The sequence below is a fragment of the Staphylococcus sp. FSL W8-1268 genome (genome assembly GCF_038003965.1).
Lineage (GTDB): Bacteria > Bacillota > Bacilli > Staphylococcales > Staphylococcaceae > Staphylococcus > Staphylococcus hominis.
In genome coordinates, this window is the sequence record NZ_JBBOQE010000001.1 from 433,728 (window position 1) to 453,614 (window position 19,887).

The window sequence follows — 19,887 nt, forward strand, 5'->3', positions numbered from 1 at the left end:
AACGCTTTTTTTATTAGAATAATAGTGAAGCAAGTGGTGGTACGATTACAACAATAATCACACCTACAATTACTACTGCAATACTTCCCATTGATTCTTCTGTTTCTCCTAGTTCTTTAGCAGCGGCAACACCAAGTGTGTGTCCACTTGTACCAAGAGCTAAACCACGTGCAATTGGATTTGAAATTTTAAACATTTTTACAATTTTTCCACCTAATGCTGAAATAACGACAGCGTTAAGGATAACTGCTAATGATGTTAATTCTTTTACACCACCGATACCGTCAGATACTGGTAAGGCAATCGCAGTTGTTGCAGCTTGAGGTAACATAGACGCACTAATTTGATCACCTAAGTGGAATAATGTTGCAACTAAATAGATTAAGATTAAAGCTACTAGTGTACCCACAGCAATACCACCAAAAATTTGTAACCAATACTTTCTAAGTACTTGACGTTTTTTATAAAGTGGAATCGCGAAACTAATTGTTGCAGCTTCTAAGAAGAAGTTGATAATATCTCCACCAATTTTATAGTTATCATAACTAATACCTGTTACTTTTAAAAAGACAATTCCTGCCACCATCGCTACAAATAAAGGTGCCAGTAGGAAAAAGCCATTTGTTTTTTTATAGAAATATTGTGCAATAATATATGGAATTAATGAGACTAAAATACCAAAATAAGGTGTTGTAATACCTAAGTGATCAGCCATTAGTTTTCCTCCTTAAGTCGTGTTTTTTCATTTTGTTCTTCAGTAGGGAATAATGTTTTTGTTACAAATAATTGTGATACATAGCCCACACTGACTAATAATAATAATGTTGAAATAATAATTAATAGAATAATTAAAATTGGATGTTGACTTAAAAGTGGTAATGAATTAATAACTGACACACCGGCTGGTACGAATAAGAAGCCGATATTATTTGTTAGAGCGGTTCCCACACCCTCTACTTGACGTAATTTTACGACTCCTGAACTTAATAAAATAAATAATAATACGAGTCCGATTACCGATGCAGGCATTGGAAACGGAATAAATGATTCAATAATTTTTGAAACAAATAATACAGCAACAATAGTTAATACTTGGATAAAGAAATTGTAAGTTTTACCTGCTTTCTTATTTTCCTGAGTATTAGCGGTAGTTGAATTGTTTTTCGCCATATTGATACTCTCCCTCTTTTTCTTTTCTCTTGATGTTAGTATAAAATGAAAACGCTTTCTTTAGTTGGATTTAGATGTGAGTTACGAAAATTAATAGGTGAGTTGCAGTATTTCCCAGTTGAAAATCAGAAAGTGTTTATAGAACAACAAATAAGCTATGAGGTCATTAAAAAAGCTTTTAATCTAACACTTGATCATATGAAGCGTTAGGTTAAAAGCAAACTTAGAATAGATATTAAACAAGACCAATTTCTTGTTTGAATGATTTCATAAATGAACGACTAACTTGAAATTTGACATTCGTTGTCATTGTCACTTGATACGTATAATTAAACCAGTGTTCGACACTTTCGATATACTGCTTATTAATAATCGTAGCTCTATGAATTTTTATAAACAATTGCTTAGGTAATTTCTTCTCATAATAATTGAGTGGTTCTGTCGTTTCATATGTTTTTTTTAAAGTCGTAATAGTCGAAATTCCGTTGTTCACAGAAATCGCAACAATATCGTCTAAATTAATGACATAAATACGTTCATCCACTTCGATAGGAAGTACACTTTGATTATTATTATAAGAAGAAGTACTCGTTTGTGATTGTGGAGAGTGAATAGGGTCAGACAATGTTTGAACCTGTTGTTTAGCGTTTAATAATCGTTTTACTTTTTGAACTGCTTGTTCAATCCGTTCTAATTCAAAAGGTTTTAAAATATAATCAACTGCATCTAATTCAAATGCCTTTACTGCAAACGTATCATGTGCCGTAGCAAAAATGATATAAGGGGGGTGTTTCATTTTTCGAATTTTATGAGCTAAATCAATCCCATTTTCATCCATTAAATTAATATCTAAAAACACTAAATCATAGGTATGACAGAGTAGTTTTTCTAGAGTTTCTTCAATATTTTCAGCTTCATCGATTATTTCGAAACTAGATATTTCATTTAATAAGTAATGTAATTCATTACGTGCTAATGGCTCATCGTCAACAATAAGTGTCCTCATTTAACGTTCCTCCTTTATTAAATGGTATGGAATCATACAGGATACTGTTGTTCCATGATTAGATGTATCAAAGTGTAACTTTGCATTAGAACCATATAAACCAGTGAGACGGCGATTTAAGTTTTCTAATGCACTGCCAGTTCCAGTTTCTGAAGCCACACTGATTTGTCCAAGTGAGGGTAATTTTTCAGGCGCTATACCATGTCCATTATCACTAACTGATATTTTTAATGAGGCTTTTTTGTATTGAACGTCTACACAAACAATGTTATCTTTTCGTCGATGTTTGAATGCGTGTTTAATTGCATTTTCCACCAAAATTTGAATGATAAATGGTGGAATTAACACTTGTTTATAGGCATCATCAATATGATATTTAATTGTAAATCGATCTGGAAAACGTGCTTGTTCTAATGATAAATATGCTTTGACTTGTTGTAATTCTTTTTCTAAAGTAATCGTACTATTACGCGCACCTTGTAAGTTTGATCTGAAAAATTGACTCAATTGTAAAAGTAACTTGCGTGCTTTTTCACTGTCAATACGTACAAGTGCTGAAATGGTATTAATCGCATTAAAGAAAAAGTGTGGATTAACTTGAGCTTGTAGAGACTTAATTTCAGCATCCCGTAATAATTTACTTTGCGTTTCGGCAAGTCCCAGTTCTAATTGGCTTGAAAAAATATCTGCTAAACCTCGAGCAAGTTGTTTAGTTGATGTTGTAATATGACTATAGTCTGTAAAATAAAATTTTAAGGTACCTGCGACATTTCCATGCGTCATTAAGGGTACAACGATAGCTTCTCGAAGCGGACAATTCGGATTATTACATCCAATGTCCTCTTTTGAATTGGCTTCTTTTAATTGACCTGTGCGTATGACTTCTTTAGATAAATTAGTAATGATTTCTTTTTTAGCGACATGATGATCGCTACCCGCACCTACGTGTGTTAAAATATCGGTTTTATTGGTAATTGCCACAGCAGATACTTTCATTAGTCTCAGTATAATTTCAGCTACAGGACGAGCTGATTTTTCATTTAATCCTGAACGAAAATAAGGTAGTGTTTTATTTGCTAATTCAAGGACGTCATGAGTTTGAATTGCACGTGTTTGTTCTTCTTGTTTTAAAGTAGATAGAATAATAGATAAAAATAACGCAGTACCAATACTATTAATTAATATCATCGGTAAAGCAATAAATTTTACCAATGACCAAGCATTAGAAACATCATCAGCAAAAATTAAAATACAAGCCATCTGAATACTTTCGTTTATTAATCCAATCATTGCACCTATTAAAACAGTTGGATAACGATTATGTCTCATGGTGCGATATCCATAAAATCCAGAAATTAATGCAATGATGACTGATGAAAATAGGTAAGTATAAGCATTTGCTCCACCAATGATGATTCGTGATAAGCCCGAAATAATACCAACGATAATCGCCACAAAAGGACCACCGATTAAACCAGACATTCCAATCGTTAACACCCGTGTATTCGCAAGTGACGTTTCGTTATTTAGATGATAGTAAATATTACTGGAAATAATTTTGCCATGTTCAATTTCAATTCCAGTAAAGTTAGAAATAATTGCAAATAATGAAAATAAGATGGTGAGTTCTATTTGAGCACGTAATTTTTCACGTGCACTCATAATCGTCTTGAAGTGACTAATATTCATTAAAATGTAAGCAATAATAATAATTAAGCCCACACGTTCAAGTAATAAAATAAATAAATTAAACATATTTGCACCTATTAAGTATATTAATAAAATTTAAAAGTTTTACTACACTTTTTATTATAGTATGGAAAATTTAAAGTTGATAGTTTAAAATGTTTACTTATAAATACTTAGCACTTAATTTATAATAAATGATAATTTATTTTGGAAAATAATATTTAAAAAGAAAAAAAGATTTTTATATCCCATTATAGTAAGCTATGATAAAATTTTAATGTAGTTTAAAATTATATAGTTTTTGGGCAAAGTAGGAGGAATTTTTTTATAATGGAGTCTTCAAAAGAATTTAAGGGAGATAATCGGTTACTCGTTGGAATTATTATTAGTGTATTAACATTTTGGTTGTTTGCGCAATCGTTACTTAATATTGTGCCCACACTACAATCATCATTTAATACCGATTTGGGTACCATTAATATTGCAGTGAGCTTATCTGCCTTATTTTCTGGTTTGTTTATTGTAGGTGCTGGAGATGTTGCTGATAAATTTGGTCGCGTCAAAATGACTTATTTGGGACTAGGCTTAAATATCATTGGTTCATTATTATTGATTATTACACCAGTTCCATGGTTATTACTGATTGGACGTGCTTTGCAAGGTTTATCAGGTGCATTCATTATGCCATCAACTCTTGCGATAATTAATGAATATTACATAGGAAAAGAAAGACAACGTGCATTAAGTTTTTGGTCTATTGGTTCATGGGGCGGAAGTGGAATATGTTCATTGTTCGGTGGATTTATCGCTTCAACAATAGGATGGCAATGGATTTTTATTATTTCTATTGCTTTGTCGATACTTTCATTTTTCTTAATTAAACACACGCCAGAAACAAAAAATGAACCAGATACTGATACAGACAATAGCGGTTCAAAATTTGATGTTATAGGTTTGATTTTATTAGTTATTACATTATTAAGTGTCAATGTGATGGTAACACAAGCATCTGATCGTGGATTATTATCACCTGTCATTCTATCATTATTTGGAATATTTTTAATTGCTGGTATATTCTTTGTCCTTCGTGAATTTAAAACTGAGAACCCACTTGTTGATTTTAGTTTATTTAAGAATAAAGGATATAGTGGTGCTACACTTTCAAACTTCATGTTAAATGGAGTAGCAGGTGGTACGCTCATCGTAGTAAATACATACTACCAAAGTCATTTAGGTTTCACTTCATTACAAGCAGGATTAATCTCTATCACTTATTTAGTAGCAGTTCTTGTAATGATTCGTGTAGGTGAAAAACTATTACAAAAATTAGGTGCTAAAAAGCCATTGCTCATAGGTAGTGGATTTACATTTTTAGGGTTACTACTTTTATCACTAACCTTCTTACCTAATTTGTTTTATATTATTTCAAGTATTATTGGTTATCTATTATTTGGTATTGGGCTCGGTATGTATGCAACACCATCTACAGATACAGCAGTTGATCAAGCGCCAGATGATAAAGTGGGGGTTGCCTCTGGATTGTATAAAATGGCTTCATCATTAGGAAATGCATTTGGTGTAGCTTTATCAAGTACGATTTATGGTGTTTGTGCAGCGAAAATGAATTTAGAACTTGGAGGTTTGGCGGGCGTACTCTTTAATGCCATCATCGTTTTAACTGCTTTCTTTGTCATTTTCTTCTTAATTCCAAGTAAAACTAAACGTGCTTAATTAAAACTGGATATTCATACCATTTAAATCTGAGGTGCGCTAGAGTGCCTCAGATTTTTTTATTGATAAAAGAATAAATGTAAACATAATAATGAGTCCTTATACAGAGTGATAATGACTTCTACATCAATTATTGAAAAATAAAAATAGTTCTAATTTTATCAAATTATTTAGAATATTCTGTTTATATTATTGACGATACTTTATTAAAGTAGTATTTTAAAAATAATATTAAAAGAAGGAGTCGAATGTTATGAAAATAGCAATTGCTGGTTCAGGAGCGTTGGGAAGTGGTTTCGGTGCAATGTTATATCGCCAAGGTAATGATGTTACACTCATTGATGGTTGGGAGCCACAAGCAACAGCTGTAAAACATGAAGGTTTACATATTGATATAAATGGAGAAGACTATCATTTAAACATTCCTATGTATCAAGATACAGAAATACCAAGTGATCTTCAATTTGATATTGTATTTTTATTTACAAAAGCTATGCAACTTGAGAGCATGTTAACACATATCCAGCCACATATTCATGATACAACAATTATGGTGTGTACAATGAATGGTTTAAAACATGAAGACCGTATTGTAAATTATGTAGATAAATCACGTATTGTTCGTGGTGTAACTACATGGACGGCCGGATTAGAATCACCTGGACATACTCATTTAATGGGTAGTGGTCCAGTAGAGATAGGTTCTCTTGTGCCAGAGGGACAGAATAATGTTGAAGTGATATATAATCTATTAGAACAAGCAAAACTTAATCCACATAAAAGTGAAGACTTGCAACAATCTATTTGGAAGAAGATTTGTGTAAATGGTACAGCAAATGCGCTATGTACCATTTTAGAATGTCGTTTATCAACATTAAATGAAAGTGAATACGCAAGAAAACTTGTATATGACATTACTAAAGAGATAGTAGAAGTTGCTACTGTTGATGATGTACATTTAAATGCAGATGAAGTCTATCACTATCTTATCGATTTAAATGATAAAGTAGGTCCACATTTCCCATCAATGTATCAAGATTTGATTAATAATAATCGACGTACTGAAATTGATTACATTAACGGAGCAGTGGCTCGCTTAGGTTCAGAACATCATATCGATGCGCCAATTAATCAATTTGTAGCGAACATGGTACATGCCAAAGAAAAGCAACGTCAAGCTAAGTAAATAGAGTGCAAAAGTGAGTTAAAAGTGATTAACTCACTTTTTAATTTGTAATCATTAAGGGTAAATATAATATATAGTGAGATAAGGAGTTGTGAAATTAATGAAACAATCAACGAAAAGAGTTATCATGACGGGCGTTATTGGCGGATTATTAAGCGGTGCAGTTAAAATGGGATGGGAAGCACTCATCCCTCCTAGAACACCACAACGTGAAGAAGAACCACCACCAATGACATTACTGCATAAATTGAATTTACCTGACAATGTTAAACATGCTACGTACCGTTATAACGAGAACGATATACCTATAACTGTCATGGGCATTCATTATGGCTTTTCAATTGCAAATGCTATCGTATATGGATTACTTGCTGAAAAGTGTCCAAAAGTGACGACATTAAGAGGCACATTCTTCGGTATTTTGATTCATATTGCTTTTCATGAATATATACTACCTAAATTAAATCTAACACCACAAGTTAAAGATTTACCTAAAGAAGAACGCATTTCAGAATTATTAGGTCATATTGTTTGGATGAATACGATTGATTTAATACGAAATAGTCATCGATAAATAAAAAAGGAAGAGCGTGAGAGTCTCGCTCTTCCTTTTTATATAATTAATCTTATCAATGGTTAGAAGTGTCTGAGGATGTTTCTGAAGTAGTTTGACGCTTTATTTCTATGCGTTGTCTTAATTTTTCTCCCTCAATTTTACCGACTTTCGCATAATGACTATGAGCAAAATGCATTTGAATAATTAAAAACGTTGCACTTATAGCCCAATATAAACTTAACGCTGATGCTGAATGTAATGATGCATAAGTAATAAATAAAGGAGATAAGACCATCATGACATAATAAGATCGACGTTCATTTTTAGGATAATGGATTGAGTTGACAAGAGGTTGTATAAAATACATCACAGCTGCAATGATGGTCATGATGATATCAGTATGCATTAAATTAAACCATAAAAAATGAGGATGCTGAGTAATACCACCACTTGTTGGATATTTAATTGACGTATATAATCCGAGAAGAATTGGAATTTGAATTAAAATTGGAAATGTGCCAATTAAATTTTTAAAAGGATTGATTCCATACTCATTATATTTTTTCATTAATAATTTATTTGCTGCACGTCGTTCTTCAGGCGATTGAGCTTCTTTAATTTTTTCTTGGATTTTATTAATTTCTGGTTTTACGACATCTGTTTTGCCACGAATAACATGAATATTTTTTACTTGAATACACATGAGTGGCATCAGTATTAAACGCAATATAAATACAATGACGATAATAGCTAAACCATAGTTTTCGTTGAATGCATGTCCTAAGACATGGAGTAAATCATCCATCGGTTTTACAAATACAGTATAAAACAGGCCGTGTTGTGCTTCTTTATGAGAATAGTCACAACCTGCAAGCATTATTAAGGACATCGGTAATAAGAACCATTTCTTTTTCATATTTAAACTCCTATACACTGGTCTTTAATAATCTTAGTCTTAGTGATATAAGCTTAACATAATAATGAAGAAAAGAAGACATACATGTTTTAATAGACTATATTGGTCGTTTGGATAGCGTTGTGATTTTAAGGATAAAATAACTCCATAGACTTGTCAGTAATAAGACGAAGCTAAATAATGTTATTTTCACTTGTAATGGTAACCATGACATCATAAAACGCCAATCAGAATTTGATAATAAGAGTATTGGAAGTAAGTGAAGTATCGCTAAAATAAGTGTGAAAGTTAACATCATCATACTTATTTTGATGAGTAATCCACCAGACATCGTTTTAAAATAAATAGACTTAAATTTAAAAATTAAGCGATAGATTATTAGAAAAACACTTGCTACAGCTATCAGTAAAATAATAGTGATGATGATAAATACGATATTCCACTGATTAATAAGATATTGTAACGTTTTAATATGTTGACCATTACTCATTTGTATATTGAGATGCTGTGCAAGTTCGGCTACATTTTTTGAATAACTATTAGCAAGAACTACAATGCCATAGTCTTTTTTGGGATTTAAAATAATATATGAAGAATAGTTTTCAAGTGTACCAGGATGATATACAATTGTTTCTGAATGATTATCATCAATAAACCAACCTGCTGCATAGTGAACGTCTTGAGAATGATCTATTGCTTTAACTCTAGGCTGATGCGTTAGTTGAACTAATGATGCTACTTTTTTTGGCGGATTAAGTTGAAACTTCAACCAAGAGGCTAAATCTTTCGTGTTCGTCATCATATAAGCAGCTGGATTATCTCCTAAATTAAATTCAGGACTATCAGCATAAGCTTTTCCTTTTTTTATTACATACCCTTGAGCATCATTGTTCTTTTTCATATTACTTTCTTTTACTGTTGATTGCGTCATATGTAATGGAGTGAAAAGATGTGTGCTTAAATAATTCGCATATGATTGATGAGAAGCCTTTTGAACAATCAAACCTAAAATATCATAATTCATGTTGGAATACTCAAATTGCTTGCCTGGTTTAGCATCTAAGTTACGTCCTTTGATACTATGAACAAGGCCTTCTAGACTGTTTGTGTCTTTTGTGATGTTGTCATCATTTGTGATGTCTCCTGAAATACCACTTGTTTGAGCAATCAATTGATCTACTGTGATATCTACTTTTTTATGATTATATTTCATATAGAAACCTGGAATATACTGACTGACTTTATCATTGAGATTGATTTTATGTGCCTCAACAAGTTGCATCATTGCATAACCAGTAAATGCTTTGGTATTTGAAGCAATTTCAAAACGCGTATGTGGTGTGACTTTGGATTTCTTTTTAATATTTGAAAAACCATAGCCTTTATTAAGAATCGTCTTATTATTTTTTACAATAAGAACGGACATTCCTGGAATATGATCGTCTTTCATTTTATTAACAATCATGTTATCGATATAACTTTGTGACGATGGACTAAACATTGAATAACTAGATTTTAATTTAATAGCTATGGAAAGAATAATGATTCCTACTAATAAAATCATCCCAATCATGATCAATTTTTTTTTCATTTTCCCTTACTTCCTTACTTAATACTTCTTAAAATTAAACCTCTAAAAATAGTATAGCAAGTTTAAACTTAAACGGCTCTATACAAATATTAAATACTGTTGACACCTCTTTAAAACTGGTAAAAAGAAAATATTTCAAAAATATAATTGTAAAAAGTTACTTAAAATGTAATTTATACTATATTATTTCCGTGGAAATGTATACTTTTTCACTAAATGGGAGTATATTTTATCCATTAAAAATGAATATAAAAAGAGGTAAGGATGGATTATGTTCACTCAACTTAAAAGACTTATTATTGGTAAGCCCAAAAAAAATAGAGACTTAAAAAATGAAAAAATAAGTAACTTTAAGGCTTTAGCAATTTTATCTTCTGACGCATTATCTTCAGTAGCATATGGTCCAGAACAGATTTTAATTACTTTATCTGTGGTTGGAGCTATTGCATCTTGGTATACATTGCCCATTGCGGCCGCTGTTTTAGTGCTACTTGCGGCATTGATTCTATCATATCGTCAAATTATATATGCTTATCCTAAAGGCGGAGGAGCGTATATGGTTTCTAAAACAAATTTAGGAGAAAAATGGGGATTGCTTGCAGGTGGCTCTTTATTAGTAGACTATATTTTAACCGTCGCAGTAAGTATTTCATCAGGTGCGGATGCTTTTGTCGCAGCGTTTCCAGGATTATATCACCATAAAGTATTCATTGCATGTTTATTAGTACTATTTATTCTAATAATGAATTTACGTGGTTTAACAGAGTCAGCAACTGTGCTCTCTTATCCAGTTTATTTATTTATACTTGGATTAATAGTCATGATTGTTATTGGAACATGGAAAGTGGCAACAGGACAAGCTGAACCTCATATGCATGCGACAGTAGGAACCGCAGTGCCAGGTGTCACATTATTTTTATTACTTAAAGCATTTTCTTCAGGTGCATCATCTCTAACAGGTGTAGAAGCTATTTCGAATGCAGTAACAAACTTTAAAGATCCTGGTTCTAAAAATGCAGTTAAAACGTTAATTACTATGGGAATGATATTAGCTTTCTTACTTGTAGGTATTGTGGGATTAGCATATTGGTATGGTATTATGCCACAGACTGAAACAACTGTATTATCTCAACTTGCAATGAATATTTTAGGGCATAATGTAGGATATTATTTTGTACAAGTAACGACTGTTATGATTCTTGTCCTTGCTGCTAATACTGGATTCACAGCCTTTCCAATGTTAGCTGCAAGTATGTCAAAAGATAAATATATGCCACGTATGTTTAACGTAAGAGGAGACCGTTTAGGTTATTCAAATTCAATTATTACATTAGGCATTTGTGCAATGTTGCTTATTATCTTTTTCCATGGTAAAACTGAAAATCTTATTCCTTTATATGCAGTAGGTGTATTTATTCCTTTTACACTAGCTCAATATGGAATGGTTTTAAAATGGATTCGTGGTCGTGAAAAAGGATGGTCTACTAAACTTATTGCAAATGCTATAGGGGGGACTATTACTTTTATCGTATTTATGATTTTCTTAATTACGAAATTTAGCCAAGTATGGCCAATCTTAATCTTTTTACCGATTGTTGTATATATATTTACGCGTATTAATAGACACTACAAGGATATTGCTGAGCAACTTAGCACAACTAAAATTGTTCAAGATATGCCAGTAGTTGATAAAAATCTAGCGATTGTACCCGTTAATACGATCACTACAGCATTAAATAAATCTATTTATTATGCACATATGATTGCAGATGATGTGATTGCTGTACATGTATCTTTCGGAGACCAAACTGATAATTTATTTATTGAAAAATGGAACAAACAATATCCAGATATTAGACTAGTGACGTTACACTCAGAATATCGCAGTGTCATTCGTCCGATTTCTCGATTTATCGATAAAATTAATAAAAAAGCGAATGCTCAAAACTATGTCATCACAGTGGTTGTCACTGAATTTATTCCTAAAAAACCATGGCATAACTTTTTACACAATCAAACGAGTTTGCGATTAAAAATGCATTTATTCTATCAAAAAAATGTTATTTTAGCGACGGTTCCTTATAAATTACAAAAGTAGAAGAAAATAAAAAGAACTCGAGAGATACAGGTCTCTTGAGTTCTTTCTATATATTAATGATTTAATTCATTGGCAAGTACAATTTCATTATAGTTAATATTTTCACGTAATTGCGTGGCAATTTCATTGGTAACTTTATTTTTAGAAATCAATTCGTCTAAAATTTGACGCTGAGTATACAATGCATCTAATTTAGCATCATATTGTTGTTGAGTGTTTAATTCATGCATAAATTTATTTTCTTCACGTTGATGTTTTCGATTATGATGTTGTCTTAACGTACGTGATAGTGCGTAATATTGGTTGATAATTAAACTGACTTCGAGGACATTTGTGCTATTTTGTTCTTCTTGAAGTCTCAAAGTCACCTGACGGTTAACAATACGTATAATGTGTTGTACTTTTTTAAAGTTATTTCTTAATTCTTTTCTGTCAGTATAGCGCTGTTGTTCAAATGAGGATTGATTCACACTATGATGTGAATCTTTTCGCGCTTTAAATCTAAGTATGATTAACTTACTAAAACGATTTAATTTCTCAATAAAAGACATTTCTCTAAATGATTGTGTAAATTCCATTACTTTGCGATAATCACTTAAATCTTTTTTAGTAATACGCTCCTGTTTAATTAACTGTTGAAGTGTCTCAGTTTCAACTTCTTCTGCAATGTCTCTTAATCGATGTAATTCTTTCGTATTTTTATCATCGCTTTCCATGTCGATTAAAAATGATAATTCATTAAAATATTGATTCAGAATAGGTCGATAATCGATATCTTTGTGCGTAGCTGCTTTTTCTTTTAATGTGCGAATAACATGTTGAATCATGAAAATTTTAGCGGATTGATAACTCATACCTTTGAAGTGTGATTGTTGTTTGGATGGCGTAATGAACGGAAGAATCATTTGTGCAAAAATTAAACTGATGAGTACCATCATTGAAGCAATAAATAGTAAATCGTTTCTATGATCAAAGTTTTGATTGCCGTTAATAATGAATGGTAATGTTAATGCCATTGACAATGAAATCGTTCCATGAATGCCACACAAAGTCATAATAAATGCATAACGACTCCGTTTTGGTGGTTGTGTTTCTTCTTCGTCATCGAGATATGCTTCAACATTTTTCGGATAGTAAAAATCTTTGAACAAAACATAGACCCAAATAAATCTAAAGATATAGATGGCAAATGCTATAAGGAATGCTACCACAATTAGAAAAACTAAATTTTGTGGTTCATTACGTACAATTTCTAAAATAACTTCTGGCACAATATATCCTAAAACGACGAAGACAAAGCCATTTAATGCATAACTTAATGTATTCCAAATTTGATTGTAGTTCATTTGTAATTCAGTTTGGGCGCGAATGAGACGATCTCGTTCTAAACCATGAATCAACCCAGCTACCACTACTGCAATAATCCCAGAAGCATGAACTTCTTCAGCAATAAAATAAATGACAAAAGGAGTAAGTAATTGGATGAAAGTCAATGTATTACTATCTTTTAAACCTTTATTAGAAGTGAGGTAAACACGTAAACTGACGACTAAAGCGCCAATTATTGCACCTACTAAAATACCAAGAAATGTTGAGAGTAGAAACTGACCAATTGCATTCATAGCTGAAAAACTACCTGTCACCAGGGCAGTGACTGCAATTTTAAAAGAAATAATACCTGCAGCATCATTTAATAGAGACTCTCCTTCTAAAATTGCCATAGACCCTTTGGGTAATACTTTACCTTTAGTAATGGCTGATACAGCAACTGCATCTGTCGGACATAAAATAGCTGCAATAGCAAAAGCAGCTGGCATCGGTAAATTAGGCCAAATCCAATGGATGAAAAAGCCGACTCCAATCACAGTTGTAAATACTAATCCCATGGCCATAAGAACGACAGGTTTTCGATATTCTAGAAGTTTTTCTCGAGAAACATGTGTCCCTTCCACAAATAAGAGTGGGGCAATGACAGCCATCATAAAGACTTCTGGTTCAAATTTAAAATGTAGTGGAATGGGTAAGATGAATAAAGCGACACCTAAGGCAATTTGAATGAAAGCTGTTGGAATGTTGGGGAAGCGATGATAAATAATAGAACTAATGATAACAGCAAGTATAAATAATAAAAAAGCTTCTAACAATTCCATATGTATTGTGACTCCTTTTTTTAAATAATTAATATTTTATCATGATTAAAAAGATAATGAGATATTTTAGTATATTTCATTATTAAGACATAGAAAAGCGAAACTGAATTCAGTTCCGCTTAAATAAAATGTCTAATGATTGATTGATTCTCGAGGTTGCTGACGTGTTTTTTCAGCTAAATATTCAGCGTTTTTCTTATACTTTTTATAAAACAAGAATAAGAATATAAACCAAACTGGTGAAATACATATGGCTACTCTCGTATCAGCACTAAAGAATAATAACACAAATACAAATAAGAAAAATGCAAGAATAACATAGGCTATTGCTTTACCGCCTAGAAGTTTAAATTTATTATGTTTATGTTCTTCAGGATTTTTCCGTACATATATAATGTAAGAAATAATGATCATTGCCCAAACGACTATAAATAATACAGTTGAGAGGGTAGTGACATAAATAAATAATTGAATTGCATCTGGGAAGATAAAGTTTAATAATGCAGCTAAAAGTAATGTTCCAGAAGATACCAGCATTGATAAGTAAGGCACACTATGATGATTTGTCTTACTTAACATTTTAGGTCCTAATCCTTGTTTAGATAAACCAAATAAAATACGACTATTAGAATAAATACCACTATTCGTTGCAGAAGCGGCTGCTGTTAATACGACAAAGTTAACAAGTCCTGCTGCAAAAGGTAAGCCAATCATACTAAATAACATCACAAATGGACTTGCATCAGGGTTGATCTTATTCCAAGGAATCACTGACATGATCACAAGTAAGCCTCCCACATAGAATAATAAAATTCTAACAGGTACATTATTAATTGCTTTTGGAATAACTGTGCGAGGATCTTTAGTTTCTCCGGCTGTAACACCTATTAGTTCAATACCAATAAATGAGTAGACAGCAATTTGGAATGACATTAAAAATCCAGCTGGTCCATTTGGAAAAATACCGCCATGATTTACAAGATTACTAAAAGACGCATGACCATACGATGTTTTAAATGAAAAGAAAATCATAACTAAGCCAACGATAATCATAGCAATAATAGTAATAATTTTTATAATAGAGAACCAAAATTCTAACTCTCCAAATAATTTTGCACCAAGCATATTGAATGAAATAAGTAAGAGTACGATAAATAATACAGTTAGCCAGTGAGGAACGTTTGGAAACCAAAAACTAAAATATTGTCCCATTGCTGTTAAATCAGACATACTTGAAACAATCCAAGATAACCAATATGTCCAACCAATGACAAAACCACCGAACGGCCCTAAATATTCGTTGGCAATGTCTACAAATGAATTGAAACGTGTATTACTAAGTAACAATTCTCCAAGTGCTCTCATAAAAGCAAATAACACGATACCAATAATTAGATAGGTGATGAGTAGTGATGGTCCTGTTAACGAAATCGTTTGTCCAGAACCTAAAAATAATCCTGTGCCAATAGCGCCACCAATTGCAATTAATTGAATGTGTCTATTACTTAATTCTCTTTCTAACTGTCTTGCCATAGACTTCCCCCTAAGAAAGCAATATGATAATCGAGTAAGCGTTTTCTTCGAATTTTGAAAACTTTTTTAACAAAGTAGAAAAGAGTAAAGATCAATTTGTAATTAATTAGAATATTCAGATTTTTAAAAGTTTACCTTTTTTAAATTTTGTTAAATATGTAACTTTGTTAAAAGTTAATTTTATTATACTCTTAATTTTCAAAAAAACAAATATGTGTATACAACTATGAAAAACAGAATAATTTATATTTATAATAATCTATGGCATAATAGATAAAATTTAAAAATGTATTAGAGGAGTAGAGGAATGAGAATCGGAGCGATTTCTGATCTACATATAGATAGACATCCTAAATTAAAATCAAATGTATATCTAGAAACATTGATTAAAGTAGTACAACATAGAGAGGTTGACTTACTATTAATTGCAGGAGATATTTCGAACTATTTTAGAGATAGCTATCAATTTATTAAAGATTTAAAAACTGCTTTACATATTCCCGTACTATTTGTTCCAGGAAATCATGATTATTGGAAAGTAGAGGATGAAACGACATCTCAAGATATTTATGATTTTTATAGAACAAAGCCAGAGTGTTTGTTGGATCATCCATATGTAATTAATGATAATTGGGCTATTGTAGGCCATACTGCTTGGTATGATTACAGTTACGCTGATAAAAAGTTTGAAGAAACTCGATTAAAAAAAGGGAAATATTATGGGGCCACTTGGCAAGATAAAGTGAAAATCGATTGGGATGAAGATGATACGATTTTATCCAAAAAGGCGGCTAAGCATGTTAAACAAGCATTGGAGCAACTTCAAGATAAACAAATTATTTTAATGACACATATTGTAACACATTCTAAATTTGTAGTACCTACCCCTCATCGTATTTTTGATTTTTTCAATGCATTTATAGGTACATCAGATTTCGATCAATTATATCAGCAGTTTCCGATTAAATACAGTATTATGGGACATGTTCATTTTCGTAAATCTTTAGTTGAAAATAATATAACCTTTTTATGTCCTTGTTTAGGTTATAAAAGAGAATGGCGAACAGCAGATATATATTCAGAAATGAATCATGCATTAATGGACTTTGTAATAGAATAAAAAAAGAGCAAGAAACGACGTTTAGAAGGAAGTCGCTTCTTGCTCTTTTAATTTATGGTTTTACATAGATACATTTTTTACCAGGGGCGTTAAAGCTAAGCTCCATGAATTCTTTTTTAATTTTTATAATCTGGAAGCGATTAGGTACTAATGCAGGCACAATTACTTTTCTTAAAAAGTGACTCCATAAAGGATCAATATAATAGTAATGTGTGTCGTCATATCCAATAAGTAATGTAACGTGAATGTTAGACACAAGCTGACGCGTATGGTTATCAAATTTAAACGTTTTACGTGAAGGTTTTTGACCTAAACTTGTATGATACATAAGAACCGGTTGTCCTTGATCAATCACAGTTTCTAGTTCCTCTAAATTCGTACCAGTGCCATCTACGATACGTGAATCAAAAGTTTGTAAATATGGAACATAAGCAGAAGGGAAAATCGTTTGGTGATGACCAAACTTAACAAGTAAATGATGACCAACATAGCCTTTATAGGGATTATTTGGATGAGTGGGCCAATGTTTCATAATATCAGTAGCTTTAATATTATGATGATTATATTGTAATAACATAGCTGCAGAAACGCCTTCACAACCCATAATCATAGGGATTGGAAAAAGTTGACTTTTAGGCGTAACAGATAATAATTTTTTATTCATTAACGTTCTCCTTTATGACAATAAAACATTGTTTTAAAGTAAATTTATTATATACCTTGATTAGAGTAGCGTATAATCATTTGAATTCTTTGTTTGAATATTATTTACTAAGAAACATTATTACTAAAATATGGATATCGTTTTAAGTATATATTCATTTTTAGTTTGTGGTCAAAGCGTATTAATATCTAACTGTAATAATTCGATTATATATTGAAAAGAAATCCCTTTTTCATATTCTTGGAAAACGTATCGTAATATATTGGCTTTCATTTTATATTTACTAGACATAAAAAACGCCCTTCAAAGTTTTAATATCTACTTTGAAGGGAGCATATCAACAATTGTCTTAACATATTGGCAGTCGATGATTATATTAAAAATGGATGCTAGATTACATTTATTAATATAAGAATACATTAGATACGTTGATATTTTTTAAAATATAAAAATTGAAGTAAAACTATGAGAATTGCTGTGATAACAATTACTGTGATATAAGGCATTACATTGTATTGTCCTTTAAGACCAACTAAAGGAGACACTAAACCACCAAGGATAAATTGAAACAAACCTAGTAAACTAGAAGCATTTCCACTTCCACCAGTACGTTCTTCCATAGCCATTGAAAATCCTAAGGGGCCGATTGAAGTGACAGGACAAACATTTAAAAAGAAAGCGACTAATAAAAGCCACAATGGACCTTGTAATATCAAAGTAAATACAATGAGAAGTACACCAATAAGTTGAATGAAAGTCAAATAAATTAAGATTTTAAAGCGATGTATACGTTCAACAAGCAAAGCAACGATTTGACTCACAACAATTAAACCAATGCCATTGATTGCAATCATTACACTAAATTGTTGAGGTGTCATATGGTATATTTTCTGAGTGATAAACGGAGAAGCAGATGAAAAACTAAATAACATAACATAAGTTAATCCTTGCAAAAACATTGGAATAATAAATTTTGGTCGTTTAAGTAAACGTCCAAAGTCAGAAAATATATGTTTAAAATTGGAAGTAACGTGCTCAAAGTGATGTGTGGTCGGCATATTGAAAGTAACGCCACCTAACATAATCATACTAATAGCTGTTAAAATAACAAAGATAATTCTCCATGAGCCAAGAGAAAGCGATAAACCTCCAAGTAACGGCATTAAAATAGTCACTATACCATTTACAACCATAAGAGAAGCAAGAAATTTAGCTAGAGTATTTCCTTGGTAATAATCTCCTGCGAAAGCTTTAGCGATAACAATAATACCTCCGGCAGTTAATCCTTGTACCAAACGTATCAATAAAAATATTGGAAATGTTGTAATAAATATCGCACTACATGAAGCTAAAACGAATACACTAAGAATTATTAGTGCAATTCTTTTTCGACCCAATACATCTGATAAAGGTCCGAATACAAACTGTCCAAGCGCTAGACCAATCATTGCAAAGGATAGGGTAAGTTGTATGCTTGACGTTGATGTATTAAATTGTTGCTGAATTGCTGGTAAAGCAGGTAAATACATATCTATAATCATTGGACCAAATGCTGTCATTGTTCCTAGAACGATAAGTAATAGCATCGGCAATTTAGTATGTGTTGAGTTATGCATAATTGTACTCCTTGAAAAGATTTGCAATGTACATTATATAGGTTTTTGAGAAAATATGTAATTTCAAATATAAAAAGCTCTAAAAAGATTGATTTAATCAATTTTTTTAGAGCTGAAATTTATCACAATACATAAGAATATTAATTATTATTACCAAGAATACTGTTTAGTTTTTTCTTGATATCATCTACTTTATTATTGACATCATCTAATAGCGCATTCACTTTGTTTTCATTTGCGTTGTTTTGTTGTGCATTATTTGCTTCTTTTAATTTATTAACTTGGTCTTGATAAAATTGAGTTAATTTAGAGTCTTCTTTAGTAATTTCATTATTTTTTAATTTATCAATTTGAGATTGAATTTGTCTAAGACGTGATTCAGTGTCTATTTTATCTTTAATATCATTTTTTGCATCTTCAACTTGTTTCTTAATATTATCGCTTTGATTTTGAACTTCTTGTTGATAATTTTTAGATACATCATTTGTTGCATTATAAGTATGTTGTTTATTTTCCGATTCATTTTTATGATCAATATAAGATTTAGTCGCAAAAATGCCAATAATTAAAAGAAGAATTGCAATAATAGCGATTAACCAACGTTTTGATTTTTTATTTTTTTCATTCTCTTCTTCAAGTAATTGTTCACGTCTAAAGTCACGATCGTTATAGTAACGATTAGCATTTTCATCATAATCGCCTTGATTTTGATGATACTCATGACGCGGTTCATTTCTTCTGTAATTTTCTTCATTTTGACGTCCTTGTTGACGTTGTTGATACTCCCGACTTTTTTGATTACGTTGTTGATATTGATCATCGTATTGATATGAATCTTTGTATTTTTCAGTACGTTTCATA

At 31.4% G+C, this 19,887-nt stretch carries 16 protein-coding genes; 5 read left to right on the top strand and 11 right to left on the bottom strand.

Translation table 11 applies throughout. From position 1 onward, the window contains the following. Nucleotides 1-13: 13 nt before the first annotated feature. From lrgB to NST64_RS02090, 4 genes are all read right to left on the bottom strand, one after another. Nucleotides 14-715 carry an antiholin-like protein LrgB gene (gene lrgB / locus NST64_RS02075; RefSeq protein ID WP_002448343.1) on the bottom strand — a complete coding sequence of 234 codons (702 nt, stop codon included), beginning with the start codon at nt 713-715 and terminating at the stop codon, nt 14-16. Beyond that, complete coding sequence (lrgA, locus tag NST64_RS02080) at nt 715-1,170, bottom strand: antiholin-like murein hydrolase modulator LrgA (RefSeq protein WP_049334701.1); 456 nt, start codon at nt 1,168-1,170, stop codon at nt 715-717. The genes lrgB and lrgA overlap by 1 nt, the downstream gene beginning before the upstream one ends. A gap of 235 nt (nt 1,171-1,405) precedes the next feature. Further along, the gene (locus tag NST64_RS02085; RefSeq protein ID WP_002448373.1) at nt 1,406-2,176 is read right to left on the bottom strand and encodes a response regulator transcription factor LytR; all 771 of its coding nucleotides are present in this window, start codon (nt 2,174-2,176) and stop codon (nt 1,406-1,408) included. Continuing rightward, the gene (locus NST64_RS02090) at nt 2,177-3,931 is read right to left on the bottom strand and encodes a sensor histidine kinase (protein ID WP_002488772.1); all 1,755 of its coding nucleotides are present in this window, start codon (nt 3,929-3,931) and stop codon (nt 2,177-2,179) included. It abuts the gene before it with no gap. A gap of 264 nt (nt 3,932-4,195) precedes the next feature. On the opposite strand from NST64_RS02090, the gene NST64_RS02095 reads away from it, so the two are divergent. The 3 genes from NST64_RS02095 (at nt 4,196) to NST64_RS02105 (ending at nt 7,356) form a co-directional block, all read left to right on the top strand. Next, on the top strand, nt 4,196-5,596 hold the full coding sequence (locus NST64_RS02095; protein ID WP_002488740.1) for an MFS transporter: 1,401 nt from the start codon (nt 4,196-4,198) through the stop codon (nt 5,594-5,596). Nucleotides 5,597-5,849: 253 nt separating this feature from the next. Beyond that, entirely contained in the window at nt 5,850-6,782 is a 933-nt protein-coding gene (locus tag NST64_RS02100; RefSeq protein ID WP_049418916.1) for a 2-dehydropantoate 2-reductase, read from the top strand. 100 nt (nt 6,783-6,882) lie between these two features. Further along, entirely contained in the window at nt 6,883-7,356 is a 474-nt protein-coding gene (locus tag NST64_RS02105; RefSeq protein WP_002454890.1) for a DUF1440 domain-containing protein, read from the top strand. 55 nt (nt 7,357-7,411) lie between these two features. Here the strand turns inward: NST64_RS02105 and yidC are convergent, their stop codons facing one another. Both yidC and NST64_RS02115 read right to left on the bottom strand, forming a co-directional pair. Further along, nucleotides 7,412-8,254 carry a membrane protein insertase YidC gene (gene yidC / locus NST64_RS02110; protein ID WP_002448436.1) on the bottom strand — a complete coding sequence of 281 codons (843 nt, stop codon included), beginning with the start codon at nt 8,252-8,254 and terminating at the stop codon, nt 7,412-7,414. A 97-nt stretch (nt 8,255-8,351) separates the two neighbouring features. Next, nucleotides 8,352-9,845, bottom strand: a complete 1,494-nt coding sequence (locus NST64_RS02115; protein WP_049418913.1) for a serine hydrolase domain-containing protein — start codon at nt 9,843-9,845, stop codon at nt 8,352-8,354. 271 nt (nt 9,846-10,116) lie between these two features. Here NST64_RS02115 and NST64_RS02120 point away from each other — a divergent pair, with 271 nt between their 5' ends. Next, complete coding sequence (locus tag NST64_RS02120) at nt 10,117-11,943, top strand: APC family permease (protein WP_049418911.1); 1,827 nt, start codon at nt 10,117-10,119, stop codon at nt 11,941-11,943. 53 nt (nt 11,944-11,996) lie between these two features. Here NST64_RS02120 and NST64_RS02125 read toward each other — a convergent pair whose 3' ends face one another. After that, on the bottom strand, nt 11,997-14,093 hold the full coding sequence (locus NST64_RS02125) for a cation:proton antiporter (RefSeq protein WP_049418908.1): 2,097 nt from the start codon (nt 14,091-14,093) through the stop codon (nt 11,997-11,999). A 132-nt stretch (nt 14,094-14,225) separates the two neighbouring features. Beyond that, the gene (locus tag NST64_RS02130; protein ID WP_049418905.1) at nt 14,226-15,626 is read right to left on the bottom strand and encodes an amino acid permease; all 1,401 of its coding nucleotides are present in this window, start codon (nt 15,624-15,626) and stop codon (nt 14,226-14,228) included. Nucleotides 15,627-15,933: 307 nt separating this feature from the next. On the opposite strand from NST64_RS02130, the gene NST64_RS02135 reads away from it, so the two are divergent. Then, nucleotides 15,934-16,746, top strand: a complete 813-nt coding sequence (locus NST64_RS02135; protein WP_002448624.1) for a metallophosphoesterase — start codon at nt 15,934-15,936, stop codon at nt 16,744-16,746. A gap of 52 nt (nt 16,747-16,798) precedes the next feature. Here NST64_RS02135 and NST64_RS02140 read toward each other — a convergent pair whose 3' ends face one another. The 3 genes from NST64_RS02140 to NST64_RS02150 form a co-directional block, all read right to left on the bottom strand. Then, nucleotides 16,799-17,410 carry a C39 family peptidase gene (locus NST64_RS02140; RefSeq protein ID WP_049418902.1) on the bottom strand — a complete coding sequence of 204 codons (612 nt, stop codon included), beginning with the start codon at nt 17,408-17,410 and terminating at the stop codon, nt 16,799-16,801. A 419-nt stretch (nt 17,411-17,829) separates the two neighbouring features. Next, on the bottom strand, nt 17,830-19,026 hold the full coding sequence (locus NST64_RS02145; RefSeq protein ID WP_002448477.1) for a multidrug effflux MFS transporter: 1,197 nt from the start codon (nt 19,024-19,026) through the stop codon (nt 17,830-17,832). Nucleotides 19,027-19,166: 140 nt separating this feature from the next. Beyond that, nucleotides 19,167-19,886 (bottom strand): hypothetical protein, encoded by a 720-nt coding sequence (locus tag NST64_RS02150; RefSeq protein ID WP_107632285.1) that lies wholly within the window; start codon nt 19,884-19,886, stop codon nt 19,167-19,169. Nucleotide 19,887: the final 1 nt, after the last annotated feature.